Annotated in this window: 18 protein-coding genes and 2 rRNA genes; 8 read left to right on the top strand and 12 right to left on the bottom strand. The window is 47.3% G+C overall.

The window, feature by feature from the left end; all coding sequences use genetic code 11:
* From AAH187_RS07160 to AAH187_RS07175, 4 genes are all read left to right on the top strand, one after another.
* A 23S ribosomal RNA gene (locus AAH187_RS07160) occupies positions 1–224 on the top strand; the annotation flags it as partial.
* 104 nt (positions 225–328) lie between these two features.
* Positions 329–445 (top strand): 5S ribosomal RNA (rrf, locus tag AAH187_RS07165).
* Between the two features lie 909 nt (positions 446–1354).
* Positions 1355–2641, top strand: a complete 1287-nt coding sequence (gene hemL / locus AAH187_RS07170) for a glutamate-1-semialdehyde 2,1-aminomutase (RefSeq protein ID WP_342347760.1) — start codon at positions 1355–1357, stop codon at positions 2639–2641.
* Positions 2642–3128: 487 nt separating this feature from the next.
* Entirely contained in the window at positions 3129–4637 is a 1509-nt protein-coding gene (locus tag AAH187_RS07175) for an aldehyde dehydrogenase family protein (protein WP_342347761.1), read from the top strand.
* 415 nt (positions 4638–5052) lie between these two features.
* Here the strand turns inward: AAH187_RS07175 and AAH187_RS07180 are convergent, their stop codons facing one another.
* The 12 genes from AAH187_RS07180 to metK all read right to left on the bottom strand — a co-directional run bounded on the left by AAH187_RS07180 (position 5053) and on the right by metK (position 18657).
* A complete protein-coding gene (locus tag AAH187_RS07180; protein ID WP_342347762.1) occupies positions 5053–5289 on the bottom strand; it encodes a hypothetical protein in 237 nt (78 codons plus the stop codon).
* A 358-nt stretch (positions 5290–5647) separates the two neighbouring features.
* Positions 5648–6451, bottom strand: a complete 804-nt coding sequence (gene dapB, locus AAH187_RS07185) for a 4-hydroxy-tetrahydrodipicolinate reductase (protein WP_342347763.1) — start codon at positions 6449–6451, stop codon at positions 5648–5650.
* 13 nt (positions 6452–6464) lie between these two features.
* On the bottom strand, positions 6465–7337 hold the full coding sequence (gene dapA, locus AAH187_RS07190; protein WP_342347764.1) for a 4-hydroxy-tetrahydrodipicolinate synthase: 873 nt from the start codon (positions 7335–7337) through the stop codon (positions 6465–6467).
* 97 nt (positions 7338–7434) lie between these two features.
* Positions 7435–8697: a diaminopimelate decarboxylase gene (lysA, locus tag AAH187_RS07195; RefSeq protein WP_342347765.1), complete on the bottom strand. Its 1263-nt coding sequence runs from the start codon at positions 8695–8697 to the stop codon at positions 7435–7437.
* Entirely contained in the window at positions 8690–10567 is a 1878-nt protein-coding gene (locus tag AAH187_RS07200; protein ID WP_342347766.1) for a radical SAM protein, read from the bottom strand. The genes lysA and AAH187_RS07200 overlap by 8 nt, the downstream gene beginning before the upstream one ends.
* A gap of 87 nt (positions 10568–10654) precedes the next feature.
* Positions 10655–10906 carry a hypothetical protein gene (locus AAH187_RS07205; protein WP_342347767.1) on the bottom strand — a complete coding sequence of 84 codons (252 nt, stop codon included), beginning with the start codon at positions 10904–10906 and terminating at the stop codon, positions 10655–10657.
* A gap of 5 nt (positions 10907–10911) precedes the next feature.
* On the bottom strand, positions 10912–12402 hold the full coding sequence (argH, locus tag AAH187_RS07210; protein ID WP_342347768.1) for an argininosuccinate lyase: 1491 nt from the start codon (positions 12400–12402) through the stop codon (positions 10912–10914).
* A complete protein-coding gene (argF, locus tag AAH187_RS07215; protein WP_342347769.1) occupies positions 12399–13403 on the bottom strand; it encodes an ornithine carbamoyltransferase in 1005 nt (334 codons plus the stop codon). Before argF ends, argH begins: the two co-directional genes overlap by 4 nt.
* A gap of 3 nt (positions 13404–13406) precedes the next feature.
* A complete protein-coding gene (locus AAH187_RS07220; protein WP_342347770.1) occupies positions 13407–14600 on the bottom strand; it encodes an acetylornithine transaminase in 1194 nt (397 codons plus the stop codon).
* 162 nt (positions 14601–14762) lie between these two features.
* A complete protein-coding gene (locus tag AAH187_RS07225; protein WP_342347771.1) occupies positions 14763–15623 on the bottom strand; it encodes an acyl-CoA desaturase in 861 nt (286 codons plus the stop codon).
* Positions 15624–16020: 397 nt separating this feature from the next.
* Positions 16021–17403 (bottom strand): adenosylhomocysteinase, encoded by a 1383-nt coding sequence (gene ahcY, locus AAH187_RS07230; RefSeq protein WP_342347772.1) that lies wholly within the window; start codon positions 17401–17403, stop codon positions 16021–16023.
* 102 nt (positions 17404–17505) lie between these two features.
* On the bottom strand, positions 17506–18657 hold the full coding sequence (gene metK, locus AAH187_RS07235; RefSeq protein WP_342347773.1) for a methionine adenosyltransferase: 1152 nt from the start codon (positions 18655–18657) through the stop codon (positions 17506–17508).
* A gap of 764 nt (positions 18658–19421) precedes the next feature.
* On the opposite strand from metK, the gene AAH187_RS07240 reads away from it, so the two are divergent.
* The 4 genes from AAH187_RS07240 to der all read left to right on the top strand — a co-directional run bounded on the left by AAH187_RS07240 (position 19422) and on the right by der (position 25263).
* On the top strand, positions 19422–21521 hold the full coding sequence (locus tag AAH187_RS07240; protein ID WP_342347774.1) for a universal stress protein: 2100 nt from the start codon (positions 19422–19424) through the stop codon (positions 21519–21521).
* Complete coding sequence (locus AAH187_RS07245; protein ID WP_342347775.1) at positions 21514–22896, top strand: radical SAM protein; 1383 nt, start codon at positions 21514–21516, stop codon at positions 22894–22896. Before AAH187_RS07240 ends, AAH187_RS07245 begins: the two co-directional genes overlap by 8 nt.
* Positions 22896–23423: a hypothetical protein gene (locus tag AAH187_RS07250; RefSeq protein WP_342347776.1), complete on the top strand. Its 528-nt coding sequence runs from the start codon at positions 22896–22898 to the stop codon at positions 23421–23423. Before AAH187_RS07245 ends, AAH187_RS07250 begins: the two co-directional genes overlap by 1 nt.
* A gap of 517 nt (positions 23424–23940) precedes the next feature.
* Positions 23941–25263 (top strand): ribosome biogenesis GTPase Der, encoded by a 1323-nt coding sequence (gene der, locus AAH187_RS07255; protein WP_342347777.1) that lies wholly within the window; start codon positions 23941–23943, stop codon positions 25261–25263.
* The last annotated feature ends 41 nt before the right edge of the window (positions 25264–25304 follow it).

A 25304-nucleotide genomic window follows, 5' to 3' on the forward strand; every position in this document is an offset into this window, starting at 1 on the left:
ACCGCTAGTGTGCCGGTTGTCGCGCCAGCGGCAGTGCCGGGTAGCTATGTCCGGTTTAGATAACCGCTGAAAGCATCTAAGCGGGAAGCTAGCCTCAAGATTAGATCACACGGAGGGTAACCTCCCTAAAGGCCACTTGTAGACTACGAGTTTGATAGGCTGGGTGTGGAAGGGCTGTGAGGCCTGAAGCTAACCAGTACTAATCGGCCGTGCGACTTAACAACATTTGTTCTTGATAGACATGGTCTGAGTGAATATGTAAGTTTAATTTAAGAATAAAGACCTAATAGTAATTTTTAAATTTTAACTTGCAATTCCTAAAGGCTTTCTCGGTGACCTTACCGGAGGGGTCCCACCCGTTCCCATTTCGAACACGGAAGTTAAGCCCTCCAGGGCCGATGATACTGCAGCCGTGAGGCTGTGGGAAAGTAGGTCGTTGCCGAGATTTAATTAAGAAAAGCCCAGAGATGAAATATCTCTGGGCTTTTCTTTTTCAAAAATTTTCGTATTAAATTGAACATTCTTGATAAGCACATTGTGGGCGATGTATCGCATCATACATAGTATTAAAGGTTGGTATGGTACTCGGAACCTTCCAGTCAACAAGTTCATTCCTTACCGAACTAAGTGGGCTTACTAATGAGAATGTTACTGAATGGGCCTGAAGAAATTGTTGCCCAAAAAAAAGGAGATTAACCACTTTTGGATCCAAATAGTATAAGGGGGTTAAATTTAATATTAGGTGCTGAATACCCTGGTTTTGTAATTGTTCAAGCCGCTGAATAAATTGACTTGAGTCATTCTCATCAAATCTTCCAAAACAATCAAGAATCGATATTTCGTTCTTTCTTCGTTGTTCGCAATACATCAGTTCATCCAAATTTGATTAAGAATTGTTACCTCATATTCTAGAAATTTCGGTTAAAAAATTAAAAAATAAATAGGTAAAAATTTCACTCTTAGTAACTAATTAAGATTGTGTTTTTCAGGAAATTTTTGAATCCTTGTTTATATTAAGAATTTGAACCTTTGCATATGGAATATAATCCAATTATTTGTAACCCATTAATGAAAATATTATTCTGATCGAATAGCCAATATTTAATTGAAGAAGAGGTTAATGGCTTTACCGGGGTTTATTATTGATTTTTTGCCGTCCGATCTGATGGGGTTAAGAAATAGAGGAACTGTTTCTATTTGAAAAATAAGGAATTGCCAATTAATTGGCAAACCATTTCTTGAATAACTTGGAATGGTGATGATTTTTTAAATGTGGGTGGATACTTTTTCTTTTATGATAAAAGTTGGCAAAATAAAACAGTAAATTGTATCGAACCATTGGAGGAGTTTGTCTGTGAAAACAACAAGGTCTCGAACATTATTTCAACGAGCTAATTCATTTATTCCCGGTGGTGTCAATAGTCCTGTCAGAGCATTTCGCGCGGTCGGAGGAGATCCTTTGTTCATCAAGCAAGCTAAGGGAATCCTGTTAGAGGATGTGGATGGGAATAAATTTTTGGATTATGTTTTATCTTGGGGACCTATGATTCTCGGTCATGCTAATTCACAGGTGTTAAAGGCTATCATCAGTGCGACCAAACGTGGGACGAGCTATGGGGCCCCCTGCGAAGGAGAAGTGGAATTAGCCAGACTTATTGTCAAGACGGTTCCCTCAATTGAACAAGTCCGCCTCGTTAATTCAGGGACAGAAGCCGTTATGAGCGCAATTCGTTTGGCAAGGGCTTACACCAAACGTGACTCCATTTTAAAATTCGATGGCTGCTATCATGGACATGCCGACCATTTGCTCGTAAAAGCCGGATCAGGAGTGGCTACCCTAGGGATACCTGATAGCCCTGGCGTACCAGAATCATTTGCCCGTCATACATTGACCGCGCCCTTTAACGACATCAAAGCTACCGAAAAACTTATTCATAAACATGCCCAAAATTTGGGGGCCATTATTGTGGAGCCTATTGCAGGGAATATGGGGGTGGTTCCTCCATCGGATGAATTTCTTCCATGGCTCAGAATGATCACCAAAAAGTACGAGATTCTCTTAATTTTTGATGAAGTCATTACCGGATTTAGAGTGAATGCGGGTGGAGCGCAAGCCCTCTATAAAGTCATTCCGGATCTCACGATTTTAGGGAAAATCATCGGGGGAGGCTTACCCATTGGAGCATATGGAGGGAAAAAGGACATTATGCAAATGATTGCCCCAGCCGGACCGGTTTACCAGGCCGGAACTCTCTCTGGAAATCCAGTGGCAGTAGCTGCTGGCCTAGAGACTATCCGACTCCTTCAAGGCCCTGGAGTCTATAAAGATTTAGAAAAAAGATCCAAAGAGTTGGCCGAAGGCTTAGGCGAAGCGGCTAAGAAAGCTAGAGTGCCCTACTATCAAACTCGGGTAGGCTCCATGTTAGGTGGATTTTTTACGGAAGGACCTGTCACGGATTACGCCGGGGCCAAAAAGTCAGACACCGGACGATACGCTAAATTTTTCCATGGAATGCTGAAACATGGAATTTATTTGGCTCCCTCTCAATTTGAAGCCATGTTGCTCTCAACGGCTCATTCCAACACACATATTCGTCAGACAATTGCTGCCGCACAAGAGGTCTTTCCGACACTACGATAACTCCCCTATTATTGCAAAGCCATGATCCGGGTTGGCATTTGGTTTATTGATTACCAAACCAGTCCAGTTTACCCCACGGTTTACCTTCTTGCCTTTGCCCGGATGGCCGAGCGGGGCTTCCATCTATTGTCCTGATTGCGGAATCCAGGGGAAATGAGCATGATTTTTTCACCCCCACTGGTTGGTTGTAGCCATCTATCCGAATAAAAAAACAGAGTTATTTGTAAAGTTTCGCATAAGGGACAAGGCATCGTATCGGGGCCAATTTCAAAAGGATGATCAAAATTGGTCTATTTTAAATCACTTAATGACATATGGAACCGACCAAAGTTTGCATTGGAAATTGAAGCGTCGTCATAATAAGAGAAGATAGGGAGCCAGCGACAATATTAGATTCGCTACCCACTTATGTTTTTTAGCCAATTCATAGGCCTGATTCTTGAAATACGACCCAGGTGATTTTCTTTTGGAGAAAAGGAGGTACCCGATGAGTATGGCGACTTCAACCGAACGGCTTCATCCGTCTGTCCAGGCTTTTGTGTCCCATTCCCGAAAAATGCTGATCAATGGCCAGTGGGCAGACGCTCAATCAGGCAAAACTTTTTCGACGTTTAATCCTGCAACGGGTGAAGTCATAGCGGAGGTGGCAGAAGGCGACAAGCCTGATATTGATTTAGCTGTGCGAGCGGCTAGAAATGCATTCGAACAAGGCCCTTGGGGAAAGATGACGCCATCCGAACGCGGCAAACTTCTTTGGCGATTGGCGGACCTTCTGGAGTCGAATCTGGAAGAATTTGCCCAGTTAGAGTCTCTCGATAACGGCAAGCCGTTAACCATTGCACGGGCAGCCGACGTTCCGTTGGCTGTCGATTTGTTTAGATATATGGCGGGATGGTCAACAAAAATTGAGGGCAATTCCATTCCCATTTCAGTTCCCTACCTGCCTGGGTCTCAATTTCTGGCCTATACACTTCGTGAGCCGGTTGGAGTGGTCGGGCAAATCATTCCCTGGAATTTTCCTCTGTTAATGGCGGCATGGAAACTTGGCCCGGCTTTGGCCGTGGGATGCACCATAGTGATGAAACCGGCTGAGCAAACTCCATTGTCAGCGTTGCGGTTGGGAGAGTTATTTCTGGAGGCAGGATTTCCCGAAGGCGTCGTGAACGTTGTTCCCGGCTATGGCGAAACCGCAGGTGCGGCCTTAGCTGCACATCCTGATGTGGATAAAATTGCGTTTACCGGATCGACCGAAGTCGGCAAACTTATTGTGAATGCCGCGACAGGAAATCTTAAAAAAGTCACGTTGGAACTCGGTGGCAAATCACCAAGTGTCGTCTTGCCGGACGCTGATCTGGAAACGGGAATACCCGGAGTAGCAAGTGCTATTTTCTTTAATCATGGACAATGTTGTGCCGCAGGCTCACGGCTATATGTGGAAAAAAGCATTTTTGATAAGGTCGTGGCGGGGGTTGCCGATCAAGCCAAAAAAATTAAGATAGGACCGGGACTTGAACCTACCACTCAAATGGGGCCGTTAGTCTCCGATGAACAACAACAACGTGTCCTGGGATATTTGGAGTCGGGGTTTGCCGAAGGAGCTCAAGCGGTTGCGGGAGGAAAACGGTCAGGAGACAAAGGTTATTTTGTTGAACCGACCGTGTTGGTCAATACCAACTCAACCATGAAGGTTATCCAAGAAGAAATTTTCGGTCCCGTAGTCTGTGCCGAACCCTTTACAAATGTGGAAGATGTGATCGCCAAGGCTAATGATAATATTTATGGATTGGCGGCAGCGGTATGGACAAAAGATTTGAGTAAAGGGCATCGCATTGCAGCGCAATTACGGGCTGGAACGGTTTGGATCAACTGCCATAATATTTTTGACGCCTCGCTTCCATTTGGTGGATACAAACAATCCGGCTGGGGACGCGAAATGGGCCACGAGGCATTGAATCTCTATACGGAAGTGAAGTCCGTCTGTGCAAAACTTGAATGAAAAATGACAATATAATCCGTTTAAATTTCAGGCGAGTACTTCCCAAAACATTTGAGAAATATTCTGTTTGGAAAATTGCGATTAATGGGGGAATGAGGGGGTGAATTATAGTGGAAAGATTAGTTTGATCCTTGCTCGCCCCTGGAAAAGACGAAAGGAGTGGCGGAAAGCTCTGTAAGTATTTGGCAAGGGGTTTGAGCCTTCACCATCTTTTGGGGCCTTTCGATGTTTTTCTCAGGACGCCCATTCATGGCCAAGAGCCCTTGATAAGTTTTCTGTGACAAATGAAGAAAAATAAAAAATGGTAAATTACGGCAATGGGCTTTTTTAATGCTCCTAGCTGTTTTACAGCGTGCGTCGTTTGGATATGCTTGGAAGTAGAATGAATCCTTAACTCAGAGGAGGGTAGCTCGCTCTATTCATCATCGTCGTCTTCGTCTTCGGCGTCGATAGCCTCTTGGCGCATCTGTTCTTCCATGGCATTGTGGATGAGCATCCTCATAAACATGGAAATCACCGAGCCTTTTTCAAGAGTCCCACCTGGAGGAATTGCGATTTTTCCTTCTTCCACCATTCTGTCCAACCATTTCTTCTGATCCGGGGTCACATGAATCGGAATTTCCAGGAGGGGAATTTTTCCAAACATATCCATGAAAATCGTCTCCTTATGATTCAAAAAGTCTGTTGAAATGTCTTACTCATCTTCCCTGATGGTCCTACGTTATTAGAGCATTCAAGGGAGTGGCATTGAGAATTCATATTGTTCACAAGCCTTCCTCGATAAGACCATGTGCTCTTTGACTTTGTCAATGAAAGAATCGGGTATCGTCAGTTTAGGGCAAGCCCTTTTTTAGGCTTCGATGAGGAGCTTCTGGTTGATTGACTTGGGGACATCGTGAATGGTGAGTGGGCCAACACCATTGTTGTTGAGAGAAAACGATGGATTAATAGGGTGTGGAGATGGATGTCGGATTTCCTGTCCGCATCACTGAAAAATTAAGGAAGTTGGTTTAAGATAAGCCTAAGACGTCGGCCATGGAATAAAGACCAGGCGGTTTATTGGCCACCCATTCCGCCGCTCGGAGCGCGCCTTGGGCAAAGGTATCGCGAGTGTGGGCCCGGTGGGTGATTTCAATACGTTCTCCCGGTCCACCCAATAAAATGGTGTGATCGCCAACGATATCTCCTGCGCGGATGGTTTGCATTCCGATTTCACGGGTTTTGCGTTCGCCGGTAATACCATGCCGTGTATAGACGCCCACTTCTTGTAAATCCCATTCCATCCCTTCCGCTAAAGCCTCAGCTAGTTTCAGAGCGGTTCCGCTTGGGGCGTCCTTTTTTTTATTGTGATGGGCTTCGATCACTTCAATGTTGTATTGCTCTCCTAAGGACCTGGCGATTTTCCCCACGGTGCTGAGGAGCACATTAATGCCTACACTCATGTTGGGGGAAAACACACAGGGGATTTTAAGAGCAAGCATTTTGAGTTTGGCCAATTCTTGTTCAGAAAAACCTGTGGTTCCAATGACCATGGACTTGGCGGCATTGATAATGTGTTGGAGATTGACCAGACAAGATGAAGGCGCTGTGAAGTCGACCACCACATCCCCTTGAGAGAGGCAGGCCTGTAGATCATCGGTGATCGGGATATTGATTCGCCCGATTTGAGAGACTTCGCCTGCATCTTTCCCAATAGCTGGATGTCCTTTTACTTCGACGGCGCCGGTAAGTTGTAGCCCAGGGGTGTCTTGAGTCAATGCGATTAACCGCATGCCCATTCGGCCGGCCGCGCCGGTAATGACTGTTCGAATCATGTGTTCTATTTCCTCAGAGCACTCCGGCTTGTTTTAAGGCTTCCTGGAGTGCTGGTCGAAATTCGGGGGAAAGCGGGGTCAGTGGCAGCCGAACCTCTTCTGACATGATTCCCATCATGGCTAGGGCCGCTTTCACGGGAATAGGATTAGTCTCCAAAAATAATGCCCCAAATAAGGGAGAGAGTTTGTAGTGAAAGAGTCTGGCACTTTCGTAGTCACCTTTTAGTGCAGCGTTGACCATGTTGGCCATAGCGGTCGGGGCAACGTTCGCAGTGACGGTGATCACGCCTTTTCCGCCAAGGACCATCATGGGGAGTGTCAAGGGATCATCGCCGGAGAGCACAAGGAAGCCAGGGCGGGATCGTTGTATGATTTCGGATACTTGTTGGAGCGATCCACTGCCTTCCTTGATACCTACAATATTCGGGATCTCTGCCAGACGGCTCACTGTGGCCGGCAGCATGTTGATGCTGGTCCGCCCGGGAATATTATAGAGGATCTGGGGTAAGTCCACGGCTTTGGCGATAGCTGCAAAATGACGATAGAGTCCTTCCTGTGGGGGTTTATTGTAATATGGAGTGATGAGCAATGCCGCATCGGCACCGACGGCTTTTGCGTGTTTGGTAAAGGTAATCGCTTCATCAGTTGAGTTCGAACCTGTTCCGGCAATTACAGGGACCCGCTTATTGACTACTTCGACAGTGACCGATACGACCCGTTCATGCTCATCAGGAGTCAACGTGGCTGATTCGCCGGTTGTCCCACAAGGCACAATGCCATGGGTTCCTGAAGCAATTTGAGATTCTATAAGGTCGGCCATGGCCTTTTCATCAAATTTTCCCTTCGAAAATGGGGTGACAATGGCGACTAACGAACCGCTGAACATAATGATTGCCTCAATATCTGGTGTAGTGAATTTGGTGTTTGTTAACTAGAAAAATCATGAGCGCTTTGGCGAATCAACACAGGATGAGACCGAAAAGTTAATTCGAGAAGGCATCTGAAATGGATTCACCACGGATCAGGTCCTCGTAGCTTTCTCGTTTTCGAATGACTGTGATGTCCTTCCCTTTAACGAGTATCTCGGGAACGCGCGGCCGGGAATTATAATTTGAGGCCATGGTGAAACCATACGCTCCTGCACTCATGACGGCAAGAAGATCTCCCGGCTGAGACTGGGGAATTTTTCGATCTTTTGCTAAAAAGTCTCCTGATTCGCAAATGGGTCCCACGACATCAACGGTGTTGACCACGGACGACTCTTTCTTTGATACCGGCTGAATATCGTGGTGGGCATCATATAAGCTTGGTCGTAAGAGATCATTCATCGCGGCATCGACAATGACGAAATGCTTGTCCGCGCTTTCTTTGTTATACAGCACCTTGGTTACCAATATGCCCGCGTTTCCTACGATGGATCGGCCCGGTTCCATAATGATTTTGCATGAGACGGATTGAAGCAACGGGGAAATGGCCGCAGCCAGTTCTTTTGGATGAGGAGGCGTTTCGTCCGAGTAGGTAATGCCTAGTCCCCCGCCTATGTTGAGGTATTGAATCTGAAGGCCTTTAGCTTGGAGCGTCTGAATTAAAGCAATAGCCTTTTTTAAGGCATCCACAAATGGGGTGATCTGGGTTAATTGTGAGCCAATGTGTGAGTGCACGCCGACGACCTCAATATGAGGAAGGTTTTCTGCTGCGTCAAATTCGGCAAGAGCCCGGTCTGCCCTAATCCCAAATTTACTTTTCTTTAGTCCGGTAGAAATATACGGATGTGTTTGGGGATCAATATCCGGATTGATGCGCAACGCCACTTTGGCGCGCAGACCCATGGAGCCGGCTACCTCATTGATCTGTTGCAGTTCACCAGGAGATTCAACATTGAACATGAGAATTTCAGATTGCAATGCATATCGAATTTCTTCCTTAGATTTGCCGACCCCGGCAAAGACGATTTTGTTGGGTGCCATTCCGGCTGTTAATGCGCGAAAGAGTTCTCCTCCCGACACGATGTCCGCGCCACTCCCTTCCTTAGCGAGAAGTCGCAGGACGGTTAAGTTCGAATTCGATTTCATGGCAAAGGCCACGATATGCGGAATGGCCTTAAAAGCCTGATCAAAAGCCTGAAAATGCCGAATCAAGGTCCGGTGGCTATAAATGTAACATGGAGTGCCGACCTGTTCAGTAATTTGCCGAATAGGGGCCTCTTCACAAAATAATTCGTCTCCTTGGTAGTGAAAATCATGCATGCTGGATATCCTCATCAAATAAGTCCAAATGATCGAGAGCGATTTCTGAAACAATTGATTGAAAGGCTTTTGTTAAGTTTCGATACCGCAACTTTGTGTGGGGGGGGATGGCCTGGAGAATTTCTCCATCCAATAATGTGCAAATAGCTTTTGGGGTCGCGTGTTTGAGGTTCTCAAAGTTAACCACGATATCCATTTTGGCCGCCCGCCCAGCTTGTGTAATCCTTTTTAACAGTTCCTTGGCGTTCAGGTGGTCTAAGGTTCCCTCCAGATCAATGAACAAGGCGGCAAAGGCATCGTGGCGACGAGCTTTCATTTTCAGGCAAAGCTCCTGGGGTTTGGAGTCAGGAGATGGTTGGGGGTGGAGAGCGTTAGGAATGAGTTGCTGTGTTTCGGAGGTGGGCAGTTTGACTTGCAGGTTTTTTAAGACCTTAGCCAAAGGGGAAAGCGCGCCTTTGGGTGTGGTGCGGCATATCAATTTTCGAAATTCCCAATTCATTTCAAGCCTGGGAATCAGCCGTTGGCGGGTATTCCCCATGCGATTCCAGATACAGGACCATGAATAAAACTGGTGGTTGGCCCAGAAAAACCCTTCTTGTAATTGTTCGGCTGTCATGCGCTTGGGTGTGTATACCACATGTTTCCCGTCATATTTGGACCAATCCTGATCAATGAGCCGGTCCTCTTGTTTGAATCGTTCGAACAGGGCCGTACCGGGAAGAGGAGTCAAAACATTAAAATAGGCCAATTCGACTTTGTTTCGCGTTAAAAATTCCACCGCCGTCTCGAATACAGATTCGTCATCATTGTCAAATCCAAACACGAGCCCTGGGTTCACCATGATGCCGTGGTCATGAAACATTTTGATTTGTTTTTCAAATTTTCGGACCTGATTGAATCCTTTGTTGGTTTCATCAAGCGAATCATCAGACAACGATTCCATCCCGACAAAAACCGATACGCAACCACTATCGGCGGCCAATTTGACCATTTCAGGATCATCGCCAAGAAAGAGGGTGGATTGGCAGCCCCATTTTATATTGAGAGATTTCAGGGATTGCCATAACTCACGGCAATAGGCTCGATGACTGTTATGCAGGTCATCAACAAAAGCAACAATCGACCCTTCTTCCAGCCCTACCCAAATTTTCAGGGAGGTCGTTAATGCATGAAACAGAGATCCGCGAGTCATCCGTTCGATAATGTCTGAACGCAGCCACTCTTTGGCTCGTTTCAGCTCTTCGATGACTTCGGGAACGGGTCGGCGCCGAGTGGTTTTGCCATTAAATGGGGAAACACTACAAAACTCGCAATCAAAATGACATCCTCGCGTCGTGAAGGTACATAGCCTGGTCATATAAGAATCAGGGCTAAGCAATTCAATCCGCGGTGGTCTGTAGTGACTCAAGGTTGGAAATTGGTCCATCCGATAGATTCGTTTCAAGGTCCCGGCCTCGATGTCCATGATGACCTGAGGCCAAAGGTCTTCGGCTTCCCCGCAGACAATGGCATCACAATGACGAAGGGCTTCATCTGGGCAATAGGTGGGGTGCACACCTCCCAGAATGACCGGTTTCCCACGTCGACGAAATTCATCGGCGATTTCATAAGCCCTCGGGGCATAACACGTCATGATGGATACTCCAACCACATCACAGGGAGTCTCATAATTGATATCCATAACGGCTTCGTCCACGATTTCGACATCCCATGTTGTCGGAGTATAGGCTGCAATCGCTGGTAGGCTGAGTTTCGGAAACCAGATCGACCGGCGTTCGCTCGCGGTCATGCGATAGGGATTATTTCGTGGATAGGGATCTAGCAACAGAAGTTTTGGGCGAATTTCACCCTGAGGGAGAGAGGTATCCATTATTTTTATCCTCCACAAACAGATGGATAGGCTGTGGGGGGATTGTATTGTACTCTGCGAGGTTCTCCATGGACAAATCCCTGCATATTATCGGGTGTCGATAGGATACACGGTGGGTAATTCGACTGCCTCCTCCAGCGGTACATTCAAGGGGTCTTCGTCAAGGCCTCCCTCTTTTCTGGCCTGATCTTGCTGTTGTTTGAGTCTCTTGGCCTCAATGCCAACATGTTCGGGTGGAATGGGAGGGCCGACCGCCCCGCAACCTATTGAGGAGAAGAGCAGTGCCAGCATGCAAAAAGTGAGAAAATACTGGGTTGGAGTCCTGAGAATTTGACTCATGCCGTTCACTGTTTTTTCATGGAACGTTTCGTTTCGGCCTGTAATGATTTCTTCCACCCATTGATCTGTTTTGTGACTTGGGCCGTAGCGGTACCACCTATAATGTTTTTACTATTAATCGCCGCTTCGGGAGTTAAAACTTGAAATGCCTTGGCGTCAAAAGACGATGAGGCGTTCAGTAAATCCTGTTGCGTGAGTTGTCCCAAATCCTTCCCTTTAGCTAAACACTCACGTACCAGGGTTCCCACCACGTGGTGAGATTCACGGAAAGGAATCCCCTTTTTAACCAAATAGTCCGCCAACTCCGTCGCCAGCAGAAAACCCTGAGATACAGCTTCTTTCATAGGCTCAGGTCGTATCGTTAGTTGAGCCATAAGTTCTGCATAGATTTTAACCGATGTCGTTACGGTATCCAATGCGTCAAACAACGGTTCTTTGTCTTCCTGAAGGTCTCGATTGTAACTGAGCGGCAATCCTTTTAAGGTGGTCAGGAGGCTGAACAAATGTCCATATACCCGACCAGTTTTTCCACGGATGAGTTCCGGGACATCCGGATTTTTTTTCTGTGGCATCATGCTGCTGCCCGTGCAAAATCCGTCGGGAAGATCGGTGAAGTGGAATTCTTGCGAGGACCATAAAATCAGTTCCTCACTTAAACGAGAGAGGTGCATCATCACGATGGCGCAGGCGCTGAGCACTTCAATGACGTAATCTCGGTCAGATACAGCATCCAGGCTATTCTGTGTTACGCGAGGGAAATGTAGTAAGGAAGCCGTATAATGTCGGTCGATCGGATAATTATTTCCAGCTAACGCGCCGGACCCTAGCGGCATGACGTTAATCCGTACCAAGGCATCCTGGAGGCGCCCCTTGTCCCGCTCTACCATCTCAACATAGGCCAGGGCATGATGCGAAAAGAGAATGGGCTGAGCCCGCTGTAAATGTGTATAGCCCGGCATCATCACTCCCATATACCGCTCAGCGAGCGTCACGAGAGACTGTTGAAGTAACCGGAGATCATGGCTCAGGTGTTGGAGAGTATCCCGGAGATAGAGTCGAAGGTCCAGGGTGACCTGATCATTCCGACTTCGGCCGGTGTGGAGTTTCCCCCCAACCGGCCCAATGAGTTCAGTCAGTCGCCGTTCAATGCTCATATGCACATCTTCATCCTCGGTCTTCCATTGATGCCGGCCGGCGCGAATGTCTTCGCGAATCGCCAGGAGCCCTCGAATGATGGTTTGGCATTCTCGCTGAGGCAAGACCTTAGCCCGTTGTAATGTTTTACAGTGGGCGATACTGCCTTCAATGTCGTATTCGTAAAGACGGCGATCAACGTTAATCGAGGCGGTGAAGGTTTCCACTAATTGATGTGTTTGGCCTTGAAATCGCCCTCCCCAGAGTTTTTGATCTCCGGTTTTTTGTGGCGGCATTGGTTGAGGAGGTACTGCAGAACGGGATCGGTTGCTGGGCGGGGTTGCGCCTGCGCGTTTCTTCATGAAGGCGACCTTCCTAACCATTCAAGCAAAATAGCTTTTTGGATGTGAAGGCGGTTTTCGGCTTGGTCGAGAACGACTGATTGCGGGCCGTCCAGCACCTCTTCGGTTATTTCTTCCCCCCGGTGTGCTGGCAGGCAATGCATGACCAGCGCATCGGGTTTTGCCTCTTTCATCAGCTGACTGTTGACCTGATAGGGGGTCAGAGCGCTCATGCGTGGTTGTTGTTCATGTTCCTGGCCCATGCTGATCCACACATCTGTGTAGATCACATCAGCGTCCGTTGCTGCGATTTTAGGATCGTGGGTGATTTCAATCCTGGCACCTGTTTGTTGGCCTTCTATTTGGGCTGCCTCAATGATGCGTGGATCAGGTTCATAGCCTTTTGGGCAGCCTACGATCACGTGCATACCCACCTTAGCCCCGATCTCGACAAGGGAGTGCGTGATATTGTTTCCGTCTCCAATATATGCCAGCTTTAAGCCTTTCGCGTGGTCTCTGTGTTCGACAATAGTCAAAAGATCAGCCAAAGCTTGGCAGGGGTGACAATCGTCCGTTAGCCCGTTGATAACAGGAATCGAGGTGTGTTGGGCCCATTCTTCTAAAGAGGCTTGGTTGAATGTTCTGACGACGAGTCCATCCAAATATCGTGTTAAGACTTTTGCGGTATCGGCTAGGCTTTCCCCACGACTCAATTGGATTTTTTCGGACGCAAGAAATATCGCTTGTCCACCCAGTTGATTCATGCCGGCTTCAAACGAAACCCTGGTCCGCGTAGAAGGTTTCTCAAAAATAAGTCCAAGGGTTTTGCCCTTCAATGGAAAGGTGGCACGACCCTGTCTTCGGGCAGCCTTCATTTTTTGAGCAAGGGTAATCAAATGGTGAATCGTATCCCGGGGAATATCGGCCACCGTCAGCAAGTCTTTGGGAAGAGCTGTCGTCTTCTTGCGTGGTGCGACAGACGTGGATTTTTGAGTACGAGAGGATTGACTTGGTGGTGACATGATTTATCGATGTTTAGAAAGAACTTCAGAGAGGACGGACAAGAGCCGGTCAATCTGTGCATTACTGATGATTAAGGGAGGCACAAATCGGAGGACTCTTCCCATTGTGCAGTTTATGAGGACCCGTCGCTCAAGGCATTCCAGGACCAGAGGTTTTCCGTCTATAGTTAATTCTAAGCCCTGGAGTAGGCCCTTTCCACGGACTTCCTGAATACAGGAGAATTTTTCATTCAGGGAACTGAGTCCTTTGGCTAAATAGCGACCCGCAAGCCGTCCTTGTTCCAGCTTTCCCCCTTCAATGAGAAGATCTAAGACTTTTAAGGCTACCGCACAGGCTAGAGGGTTGCCTCCAAATGTGGAAGCGTGCGTGCCTGGCTCAAATGCCGCGGCGATGGTGTCTGTGGCCAGACAGGCCCCGATGGGGATGCCTCCCCCCAGCCCTTTGGCTAACGTCATAATGTCAGGTTGAATTCCGAACTGCTCGTAGGCAAACAACGTTCCCGTGCGTCCCATTCCGGTTTGGACTTCATCGAAAATCAGGAGGATTTGTTGCTCTGTGCAGAACTCTCGAAGTCCTTTTAGGTAGGAAGGGTTGGGAACGATGACCCCACCTTCAGCCTGAATGGGTTCGACCATCACCGCTGCCGTTTGTGGCGTGATATTGGCTTTTACCGCCTCCAGATCATTGAATGGAACGTAACGAAATCCAGGGACAAGCGGCCCGAATCCTTCTTGTAATTTTGGCTGTCCGGTTGCGGTGAGACTCGCCAATGTTCGTCCATGAAAGGAATTCACCATGGTCAGAATCTCAAATCGTTCCGGACCGAAGGTATTGTGTGCATACCTCCTGGCTAACTTTATGGCGGCTTCGTTGGCCTCTGTGCCGCTATTACAAAAGAACACTTTGTCCGCAAAGGAAAGTTCGACCAGGCGTTGGGCCAGTCTGATTTGGGGTTCGGTATAAAACAAATTGGAAGTGTGAATGAGTTGCCGGGCTTGTCGTATGATGGCATCCACAAGGTCGGGGTGGGCATGGCCTAAGATATTGACGGCAATTCCGGCAAGGCAATCGACATATTCACGGCCCTCGGCGTCGTATACCAGACAGCCATTTCCTCGGACCAGCGAAATGGGGAGGCGGGTATAGGTATCCATCAGATATTTACCTGTATTTTTTTGGAATTCACTTGTAATCATATTGGCAAAAACCCGCGTGAATGCAGGGGAATTTATCACACGACTTATTAGGTTCGCAATAAAGAGCTGGGTGGGAGATTGGTCGGATAACAAAAAAGCAGGAGAGAGACTCCGTCCGAGATTCCAATCCAGCCTGGAGGAGCCTTTAAATGCTAACTGTTGTTACTGCTGGTTAGGAGACTGACGCCGAAGATCATAGGCTAAGCCCAATCTACTCAACGTCCATATAAGCCACTTGGATGGATCAAAGTTATACCAGCGGATCCCATTTCGATAGTCACTTTGATACATATGATGATAGTTATGATATCCCTCTCCAAACGTAAGTAATGATATCCACCAACTATCCCGGCTCGAATCAGCTGTCCCATGGGGTTGCTCACCCCAAATATGGCAAATGGAATTGATGAAGAATGTTGAGTTTAAGACAAAGAAGGTACGTGCAAGTCCAGCCAAGAGAAAGCACCCGACACCTCCAATCCACCCGTTGTACAAAAACCCCACCACGAATGGTAATACGAGTCCCGACAAAAGAATGGGAAGGTAATATTTGTCCTGCCACAATATCAGAGGATCCTGAAGAAGACGGGTGGCATATTTTGGATCACGATTTGGATCCTTCCAGAAAATCCAGCCACAATGGCTGTGCCAAAAGCCCAGCGTGGCATTATAGGGGTCTTCTTTCTGGTCGCACCGGGCATGGTGCCTAATATGGTCGCTGGCCCATTTTAACGCTGAGTTTTCCAACGCCATCCCGCCTGCGATTAAGAAGGTGGCTTTGATCCAGTTTGGGCATTTAAAGCTCCGATGGGTAATTAACCGGTGATAGCCCACCGTAATGCCTAATCCTGTAAATAGGTAAAGCATGATAAACATGGTCCAGTCTACCCAGGAAAAATCGAAAAAATAGGCATACAAAGGGAGCCCGACGATTGTGGTCAAAACAATTGACCCAAACAGAATCATTGTGGGGTAATCTCGTTGTGGTGTTCCTGCTAAGGAAGGGTCTAACGTTCGTGACATAGCTGACTAAGTCCTCTTACTATCTCCAGTCACCCAAGAGAATGTTCCCAATACTAGAGGGGAAATTCAACGGTGAGAGATTTGTTAGTGAAATGAAACCTAGGATTGAAATCTCTTTTACATACACGAAAGTGGGTTGTTGAAACCGACTAACACGGGCATTGATTTTCCCGTGTAAAAGAGTGGCTTGAGAGTATAATGTAGCAATTTAGTTGGGAAGAGGCAATCCCATAGCAGAATTCAATATTGACACCATTTATGTGTACAGAATACCAGATGTATTGAAAAAAGCTAGGGGACCCTGTCCAAACCAAGGCCCCCTCCCTAATACTACTGCCTGGTGGTTATTTTTGAATTCGCAATCAATAGTGGGGATCAGAACTACCCGAGCTATATATTAATACTTGTAGCTGTCATCTTTGAACGGTCCATTGACTGGCACGTGAATATAGGCGGCCTGAGTTTGAGTGAGTTTAGTGATAACCCCTCCAAAGCCACGAACCATATGGGCAGCCACTTCTTCGTCGAGATGTTTCGGTAAAACTTGAACTGTAATTGTGCCACCTTTTTGGTCAGCGAACTTCCGTTCATAGAGGTAAATTTGCGCGAGGACTTGGTTGGCAAAGGAACCATCCATAATTCTGGAAGGGTGCCCAGTCCCATTTCCCAAATTCACTAAGCGCCCTTCGGAGAGCAAAATGAGATGATCCTTGCTGGCTTTGTCACGATACACCGTATGCACCTGAGGTTTTACTTCTTCCCATTCCCAGTTCTTACGCATAAAGGCAGTGTCGATTTCATTGTCAAAGTGTCCGATATTGCAAACGACCGCCCCAGATTTCAATGATTGCAGAATGGCTGAATCGCAGACATTTAAGTTGCCGGTAGCTGTGACCACTAAATCTGTGTTCTGGAGAAGGACGGAGTTGGTGTCTTCGACCTTGCCTGTATTGATTCCACCTGTATAGGGAGAAACCACTTCATAGCCATCCATGCAGGCTTGCATGGCACAGATTGGATCAATCTCTGAAATTTTGACAATCATGCCTTCCTGGCGGAGTGATTGAGCGGAGCCTTTTCCGACATCCCCGTACCCAATCACCAGGGCTTTTTTCCCTGACAGGAGGTGGTCGGTGGCGCGTTTGATGGCGTCATTTAAGCTGTGGCGGCAACCATATTTATTGTCATTTTTTGATTTGGTGATTGAATCATTCACATTGATGGCTGGAACTTTTAGCGTGCCACTTTTTACCATTTCCAGTAAACGATGGACGCCGGTGGTTGTCTCTTCAGTGATCCCATGAATTCGGTCCAACAGGGCTGGATATTTTTTGTGGAGCATCATGGTCAAGTCGCCACCGTCGTCCAGGACCATATTTGCATCCCAGGGTTGGCCGCCTTTTACAATGGTTTGCTCCAGGCACCACTCATATTCTTCCTCGGTTTCACCCTTCCAGGCGAATACAGGGATTCCCATGGCGGCGATGGCAGCGGCAGCATGATCTTGTGTTGAAAAAATATTACAGGATGACCAGCGGACTTCAGCGCCCAGCTCAATGAGCGTTTCAATTAACACTCCTGTCTGAATAGTCATGTGAATACAGCCAAGAATCTTGGCGCCTTTTAGTGGCTGGGATCCGTGATATTTCTCTCGAAGAGCCATCAATGCAGGCATTTCCGTTTCGGCAATGCATAATTCTTTCCTCCCCCAATCAGCCAAACGGATATCCGCAACTTTGTAGTCAATCGAGGCGGTCTTGGTCATAGTTGCAGTGCTCATAGAAATTGTCTCTCCTTCTCTTTATGAGTTATGAAGGTCTGTTGAAAAGAGGGGAAGGTTTGGTCCCCTTCCCCATCATTCGGCGGGCAGAGCAGTTGGGAATTATAGGCCTGCGCCTTTTCGGAGCAAGCTGGCTTTGTCAGTCCTCTCCCAAGTGAATCCTGGTTCGTTTCTGCCAAAATGTCCGTATGCCGCTGTCCTTTTATAGATAGGACGTCTCAACTTGAGGTGCTCAATGATACCTCTGGGCGTCAGTGGGAAATGCTTGATGATGAGCTTTTCAATACGATCAATGGACGCTTTTTCGGTGCCCTTTGTATCGACCAAAACGGAAACCGGTTCTGCGACCCCAATGGCATACGCCAATTGCACTTCGCATTTTTCTGCCAATTGCGCTGCAACGACATTTTTGGCAATGTACCGGGCCATGTATGAGGCAGATCGGTCAACTTTACTGGGGTCTTTCCCAGAAAAGGCGCCTCCTCCGTGACTGCCAACCCCGCCATAAGTGTCTACGATGATTTTTCGTCCGGTCAGTCCGGTATCCCCCATGGGGCCACCGGTGACAAATCGTCCAGTGGGATTAATGTGGAATTTGATATTTTTTGGATTAAAGAATTTCTTAGGCATGACGGGAGTAATCACTTTTTCCATCACATCTTTTTCGATTTTCTTTAAAGTGACCGCATCGCTGTGCTGGGTGGAAACCACGATTGTGTCAATGCGAACAGGTTTGCCGTTTTTATATTCGACGGTTACTTGTGATTTTCCATCAGGACGAACCCAAGGGAGTATGTTCTTTTTGCGAACCTCTGCTAGTCTTCTGGTGAGCCGATGGGCCAGGATAATTGGCATCGGCATGAGTTCAGGGGTTTCATTTGAGGCATACCCGAACATTAACCCTTGGTCGCCAGCGCCGCCTGAATCCACTCCCATGGCAATGTCACCCGATTGATTGTGAATGGCGGTCAATACCGAGCAGGTACTGTAATCAAATCCCCATGTAGCATCAGTATAGCCAACCTCACGAATCGTCTCACGAATAATTTCGGGAATTTCTACATACGCCCGAGTGGAAATTTCTCCCGCTACAAAAGCGATTCCTGTGGTCAGAATGGTTTCGCAGGCTACCCTGCAGTTCTTATCTTTTGCAATAATTGCGTCAAGAATACCGTCGGAAATCTGATCGGCAATCTTGTCGGGATGTCCTTCCGTGACCGATTCCGAGGTAAAGAGAAAATTGGTTTGTCTCATCAAGAGTTCCCCCTAACCAATTGCTTGAGCCCATATGCTCAGATCGCATGGTCTCATTGGTGAATAAAGCAAAGCACAAAACATTCAACTTAACGCAATTGAACCGCTTTCCGCAATTTTCAGTTTGAAAATAACGGAAAAGTTTGGGTCTTGCCTGGTTATAGTTTTTTGTTTTCGGTCAAAGGTTTAGTAAAACATAATATTTCTACAATGCAAGCTCCCCTTGAAAGGATTTAGTGGGACGGGCAATGAAAGGCTTTTCTTTCATTGGGTTGATTTGGCTGGAGCCTGTAGCATTTATAATTCTCGGGGAGGGCGGACGGGAGCATTAGTTCCCATCGTAAGCCTTTCGAGGCGGGCATTTTGGGTGATATAGGTTCGGATTCCACCCTAGCATCTTGAAGGGAAAGCGGTTTTGGGTTTCTTTTAGTGAAACAGTGGCCCGCAGGCACCAATGATGTTTGTAGAACTTTTACAAATAGGCTATACGTATGTAGGTGTTTATGTTTAATTGCAGTGAATTTATTGGGAACCGTAAAAACCCTGATATTGGCCTCTCAATGAATTTGATAAATATATGATTTTAATTATCTCACCCATGTCAAGGGAGAAATGTTCGTTGGGTTGCGTACCTAGAATTCCCAGTGGTAAGATCCGCTCTTATTTCGTGTGAAAAAACATCTGTTTATAAGCATTTCCCGGCGATTGAGACGAGGGCGTGGTGCCGCTTTTCCTTTAGCGGAAATCTCTAAGGAGGCTTGTTGATGTACAAAACAATATATGTCCCGGTTGATAATTCAGACCATTCGAATATGGCTGTAGAACTGGGAGTGCAGTTCGCGAAAATTTTCGGATCGAAAATTGTGGGGAGCCATGTATATGCGGCGAAGATGCATGATAAAAGGTTTAAACAAATGGAGGCAGGTCTTCCTGAGGAATATCACGACGAAAAGGAGTTAGACCGCCAACGCCAAATCCATGATTCCCTTATTACCAGAGGCTTGCAAATAATTACAGATTCGTATTTGGATTTTGTAGATCAGAAATGCGCGGAAGCGAACATTCCTCTGGAGCGGCGCTCACTAGAGGGACGAAACTGGAAAGCAATTGCAGAAGATATTTCAAAAAATGGGTATGACTTGACCATTATGGGGGCCTTGGGGGTTGGGGCAGTGAAGGACTCTGTGATCGGGAGTAACACGGAACGTGTGATCCGTCGGATTCGTAATTCGGACATGTTCATTGTGAAAGATACCAAACCCATGAACGGTGGGAAAATTGTGGTAGCTGTAGATGGGAGCCATTACTCCTTTGGCGGATTAAAGACCGCTCTTGCCTTGGGAAAGGCACTTAATAAGTCTGTAGAAGCGATCTCAGCATTCGATCCCTATTTTCATTACGCCGCGTTTCACAGTATTTCCGGTGTCCTGAATGAAGAGGCTGGAAAGGTGTTTCGATTTAAGGAGCAGGAAAAGCTTCACGAAGAAGTCATCGACAGCGGGTTAGCAAAAATTTACCAGTCTCATCTTGATGTCTCTCGCGATGTCGCCCAGGATGAGGGCGCAGATATTAAGACAACCCTTCTCGACGGCAAAGCGTTTGAGAAAATCATTCAATATGTTCGAAAAGAGCAGCCATGGCTGCTAATCGTTGGACGGATTGGGGTGCATAGCGACGATGATATGGATATTGGCAGCAATGCTGAGAATCTTTTGCGTTCAGCTCCTTGCAATGTATTAATATCTAACAAGAAGTTTGTTCCTCCGATTGACACGCAGGCCGAATACACGATTGCCTGGACGGAAGAAGCCTTACGACGGATGGAGAAGATACCTGTCTTTGCAAGGGGAGTGGCAAAGACTGCAATCCATCGATATGCCATTGAAAAAGGGCATACCATCATCAGTAATTCCGTCATCGATGATGCGGTTGGTGATATTTTACCCAAAGGGGCCATGGACGCCATGAAAACGTTAGGCGGGACCCTCGATGCGGCAGGAGTCGATCGGAATACCATGCAGGCAGGGAATGAGGTTGCGCAGGATTTAATGGGTTCCACGTTGAGTGGCATGATGTCCCAGGTGGTGGAAGAAAGACCAACCGAAACTACTGCCCCAATGAGCGAAGGGAACAAATCGTATCTGGCTCGAATGTCTAGAGACTATTATGTCTGTGGTGGATGTGGATATATTGGGAAAGGCGACCATCCGGTTATGTGTCCTGTCTGTGGTCTGGATGGAGCACAATTTAAACAAGTCGATAAATCTATTTTTGATGCGGCTGCCCAGGCGGAAGGTGGTTTAGAAACACAGGTGGCGTATGACGATATTCCCATGCAGTGGACGAAAGATGCTCGTGAAGCCATTCGAGCCGTTCCCGCTGGATTTCAACGCCGACGGGCAAAAGCGAAAATCGAAAAAACTGCAAGGAAGCTTGGAATGACCACCATTACCTTGGAATATTCAGGAGCAATGATTCAAGAAGCGGCAAGCGAAGACTATACACCAATTTTTGCCAATAAAACGGCTGGGGAGACAGCAACCATGGCCTCTGAATCCAATACAGAAAACGCTGGCAACACTAATGGAGCCGATCCGTATGTGTGGGAACCGGATGCCCTCCAACGATTGGAAAGAGCTCCTGCAGGATTTATGCGTGATTGCACCAAAGCGTTAATCATTAAACATGCCGAAAAAATTGGAACCACAACCATAACTCTGGATGTGGCGAATCAGGGAATTGAACAAGCTAAAACAACCATGGAAGAAGCCATGAAAACTGGAAATGTCAAGGACATCGTGGCCAAGTTAACCGGCACGGGGGCTCCCTCAGAAGCTCAATCTGGAGCCGGCCACAATGGGTAAGGCACTTCCTGTCATCAGTTCATTCCTCAATACGCTGAACTCCTTAGGATCCAGTGCAGTTTCGAGGTTTGAATCTTTTCGGCCCGATTCCGGAGCGCCTGGAGACGGTCGAACCGTGGATGATTTTAAGCCCTACCTGGTGGCCCTCAATTTAACCAAGCGATGCAATCTCAAATGCGAACATTGTTATCTGGATGCCACGACAAAAATGGGCGGTGGGCACGATGAATTGACGACAGAAGAATGTTTTCGTCTTATTGATCAGATTGCCCATGTCAATGCCGGTAGCCTTCTTGTTATTACTGGAGGAGAGCCGTTGGTTCGGCCAGATATTCTTGAAATCGCGCGTCACGCAGTTGAGCAGCGATTTATGGTCGTATTCGGCACCAATGGAATGCTGATTGACGATAAGATGGCGAAAGCCATGGTAGATATTGGTGTGATGGGCGTAGGTATTAGTATTGATTCCTTAGATTCAGCAACACACAATGCGTTTAGAGGGTTACCTGGTGCATGGGAAGGGGCTATGGCCGGCATTGAAGCCTGCAAACGAAATGGTCTTCAATTTCAAGTACATTTCAGCGCACAGCCCATGAACTACAAGGAATTACCAGCGGTCATCGATTGGTCACACGATTTGGGTGCCAAAGTCTTAAATGTCTTTTTCATGGTGTGTACAGGACGGGGTGAAGAACTCACTGACATCACTCCTTCGCAATATGAAGAGGTCTTGACCTATTTGGTGGAGAGCCAAGATAAATACCAGGACATGTTGGTTCGGGCGCGTTGTGCGCCGCATTTCAAACGCCTGGCCTATGAAAAAGATCCAAATTCTCCCATCACCAAAGCGACTGGATATATGGGAGGGGGATGTCTGGCAGGCACTAACTATGCGCGAGTGACGCCAAACGGCGATCTCACGCCTTGCCCGTATATGCCCCTGTCTGCAGGAAATATCCGCGACACCAGTTTTGTCGATTTATGGGAAAATTCAGAAGTATTCAACTCCTTTCGCTATCCTCACCTCAAGGGTAAATGCGGAGACTGCGAATATAGTGAAATTTGCGGCGGGTGCCGTGCTCGTCCTTACGTGGACCACGGGGATGCGATGGATGAGGACGAATGGTGTCTGTACACTCCCAAAGGGGGAGAAAAAATTAAAGTGGCCTTTAATGTGCCGGAAGCCTCGTCCGTGGAATGGGAAGCCGACGCGGAGGAACGGCTTAGTCGGATCCCATACTTCCTTCGGGCCATGGTTCGAAAGGGTGTAGAGCGTCATGCCGTTGAACAAGGTCTTCCAGTCGTGACCATTGAATTAATGGAAGAACTTCGGAAGCGTCGATTCGGGAACGAAAAACCTGTGTTTAAGTTCTAATGGAGTCCCTCCTCGGAGTTCTCACCGATCTTAATCAGATTATTCCCATCCTGGTGCATTGGTTGCACCTACTGTCTGCCGTGGTGTGGATTGGTGGGCTGGCCTTTCTTGTCATGGCCGTAACGCCCTGTCTCAAAAACACTGTTCCAAAACAATTTATCCGACCAATATCTGAAACCTTTTATCAGCAATATAAACGGGTGGTCGGGATTCTCTTGGTCGTTATCCTCTTTACTGGAGGATTCAATCTCCATTATGTCAGTGAGGGGATGATCATGCAGTCTGGGGAAGGTGTCTCCCAGCATGCCAAATACCTAACCGTTTTCTTTATTAAATTGTTTTTGGTGCTAGGAATTCTGACCATCTTTCTGTACACCATAATTTTTAAAAATGAACCTACAGGTGGTGAGACAAGCGAAGAATTGGAAGAGATGGCCATAGAGCCGGTTCCATTTCAGCGTGTTGCATTGTGGATGGGGGTATTTATCATTCTTTGTGCTGCCGCGATGAAACATCTCCATGTGTAACTAATTGCTTTTTTATTGAATTTTACATGGCGTAGTTTCTTGTCTTTCCCCTGCTTCAATCTTCTGAATCCTTTCATGAATTGAACTCACCAGTGGGAATGGCTGGTTGACCATAAAAAACCTAACCTTTTCGAATACCCGTCATAGTTGAAACCAAATAGCTAAAGAAGTTCCATGGTTCCATTTCTCATAAAGGATCCAACTGCAGGAAAGATCTTCCTCGATCAATTACCGTGTGGCTGATGAAAAAAATGGGTCTTAATGAAGGTTTATCACCTGATAGTTGACTGGGTGACTTTATCCAGGCTATCACTGGGCGGGTTCTTTCGATAAATCGTCTTGTTGATCGGGTAGACGACCGGACGCCTGAAAACTAATTTTCGTACCAGTTTGCTCACCCTATTAAGTTATTTGCTGTCCAATGGCTCGATCTTCCCGTTCTCGCACTCCTCGCTCCCGCACCAGACCATCTCTGGAAATGCCACTATGTCCCTCGGATCTGCCTGTCGAAGTTCCCTTGGAACCACCACCACATAGGCCATTGGTAGCCCTGGTGGGACGGCCGAATGTAGGAAAATCCACGCTGTTCAATCGGATTGTCGGCCATCGTACGGCAATTGTAGATGATGTATCAGGGGTCACTCGGGATAGAAACACGGCAGAGTGCGATTATCAAAATCGGATATTCACGTTGGTCGACACCGGTGGGCTGGATCTGACCACCGACGATGTCATTGTGGAACAGATTAAATTTCAAACCCAAGCGGCTATTGAGGAGGCTGATCTGATCATTGCGGTCATGGATGGCCGGGTGGGGTTGTCTCCGCTGGATGCCGATCTTGTTAAGCTGTTGCGACCGGTGACCAAGCCGGTTTTTCTGGCGGTCAACAAGATTGACACTCCTCAGGCTGAACCGCTCTTAGCCGATTTCTATAAACTAGGGGTAAAGGAGATTTTCCCTATTTCGGCTGAGGGAGGATTAGGGGTGGATGAATTACTGGAAGCCCTTTTGCCCTTTCTTCCTCAAGCCCCGGAGAATGAGGTCCCAAAAGAGATCCCAAGGATCGCGGTGGTGGGCCGACCCAATGTGGGGAAATCAACGTTGGTCAATGCCATTCTCGGTGAACAACGACTCATTGTCAGCGATATTCCAGGAACGACCCGCGATCCAATTGATTCAATGGTCAGTCTTCATGGACGACGGTATATCTTTACAGATACGGCAGGTCTCCGACGAAGGGGGCGGATCGAGCGTGGAATTGAAGGCTATAGTGTCGTGCGCGCCATTCGAGCGTTGGGCCGGTCTGATGTTGCCGTGCTGGTTTTGGATGGGGTAGAAGGCGTCACAGAGCAGGATACGAAAATCGCCGGCTTAATCAGTAAGCAAGGGCGAGGCTGTATCATCCTCGTGAACAAATGGGACTTGCGGGCTGAGGATCGTGAGGCGTACCCCGCCTACAATCTTGAATTAGCTCGGCGGTTTCCATTTTTTACCTATGTGCCGGTTGTCTTTGGTGCCGCAATTCAACCGGAAACGCTCACGCGCATTTTTCCTAAAATTGATCAGGTTGTGGCAGATTTTTCCAAGCGTATTCAGACCCGTAAGCTGAACCTCTTTGTTCAGGAACTCCTGGAAAAAAATCCCATGACGTTGGTCCGAGGCAATCCGAAAAAATCCGTATTTATCACTCAGGTGGCGACCAAGCCGCCTACCTTTGCGTTATTTGTTAAATCCGCACCAAAAGTTCCAGCCTCCTACCTCCGTTATCTAGAAAACTCCATCAGGACGGAATATGGTTTTGAGGGCATTCCGCTCCGGATATTGTTGCGCAGTCAATAAAGAGTTTTTGCCATCGCTCAAGATCTCAGCTGGGCACTATC

The sequence above is a fragment of the uncultured Nitrospira sp. genome (assembly GCA_902500695.1).
In the GTDB taxonomy this organism is placed as follows: Bacteria; Nitrospirota; Nitrospiria; order Nitrospirales; family UBA8639; genus Nitrospira_E.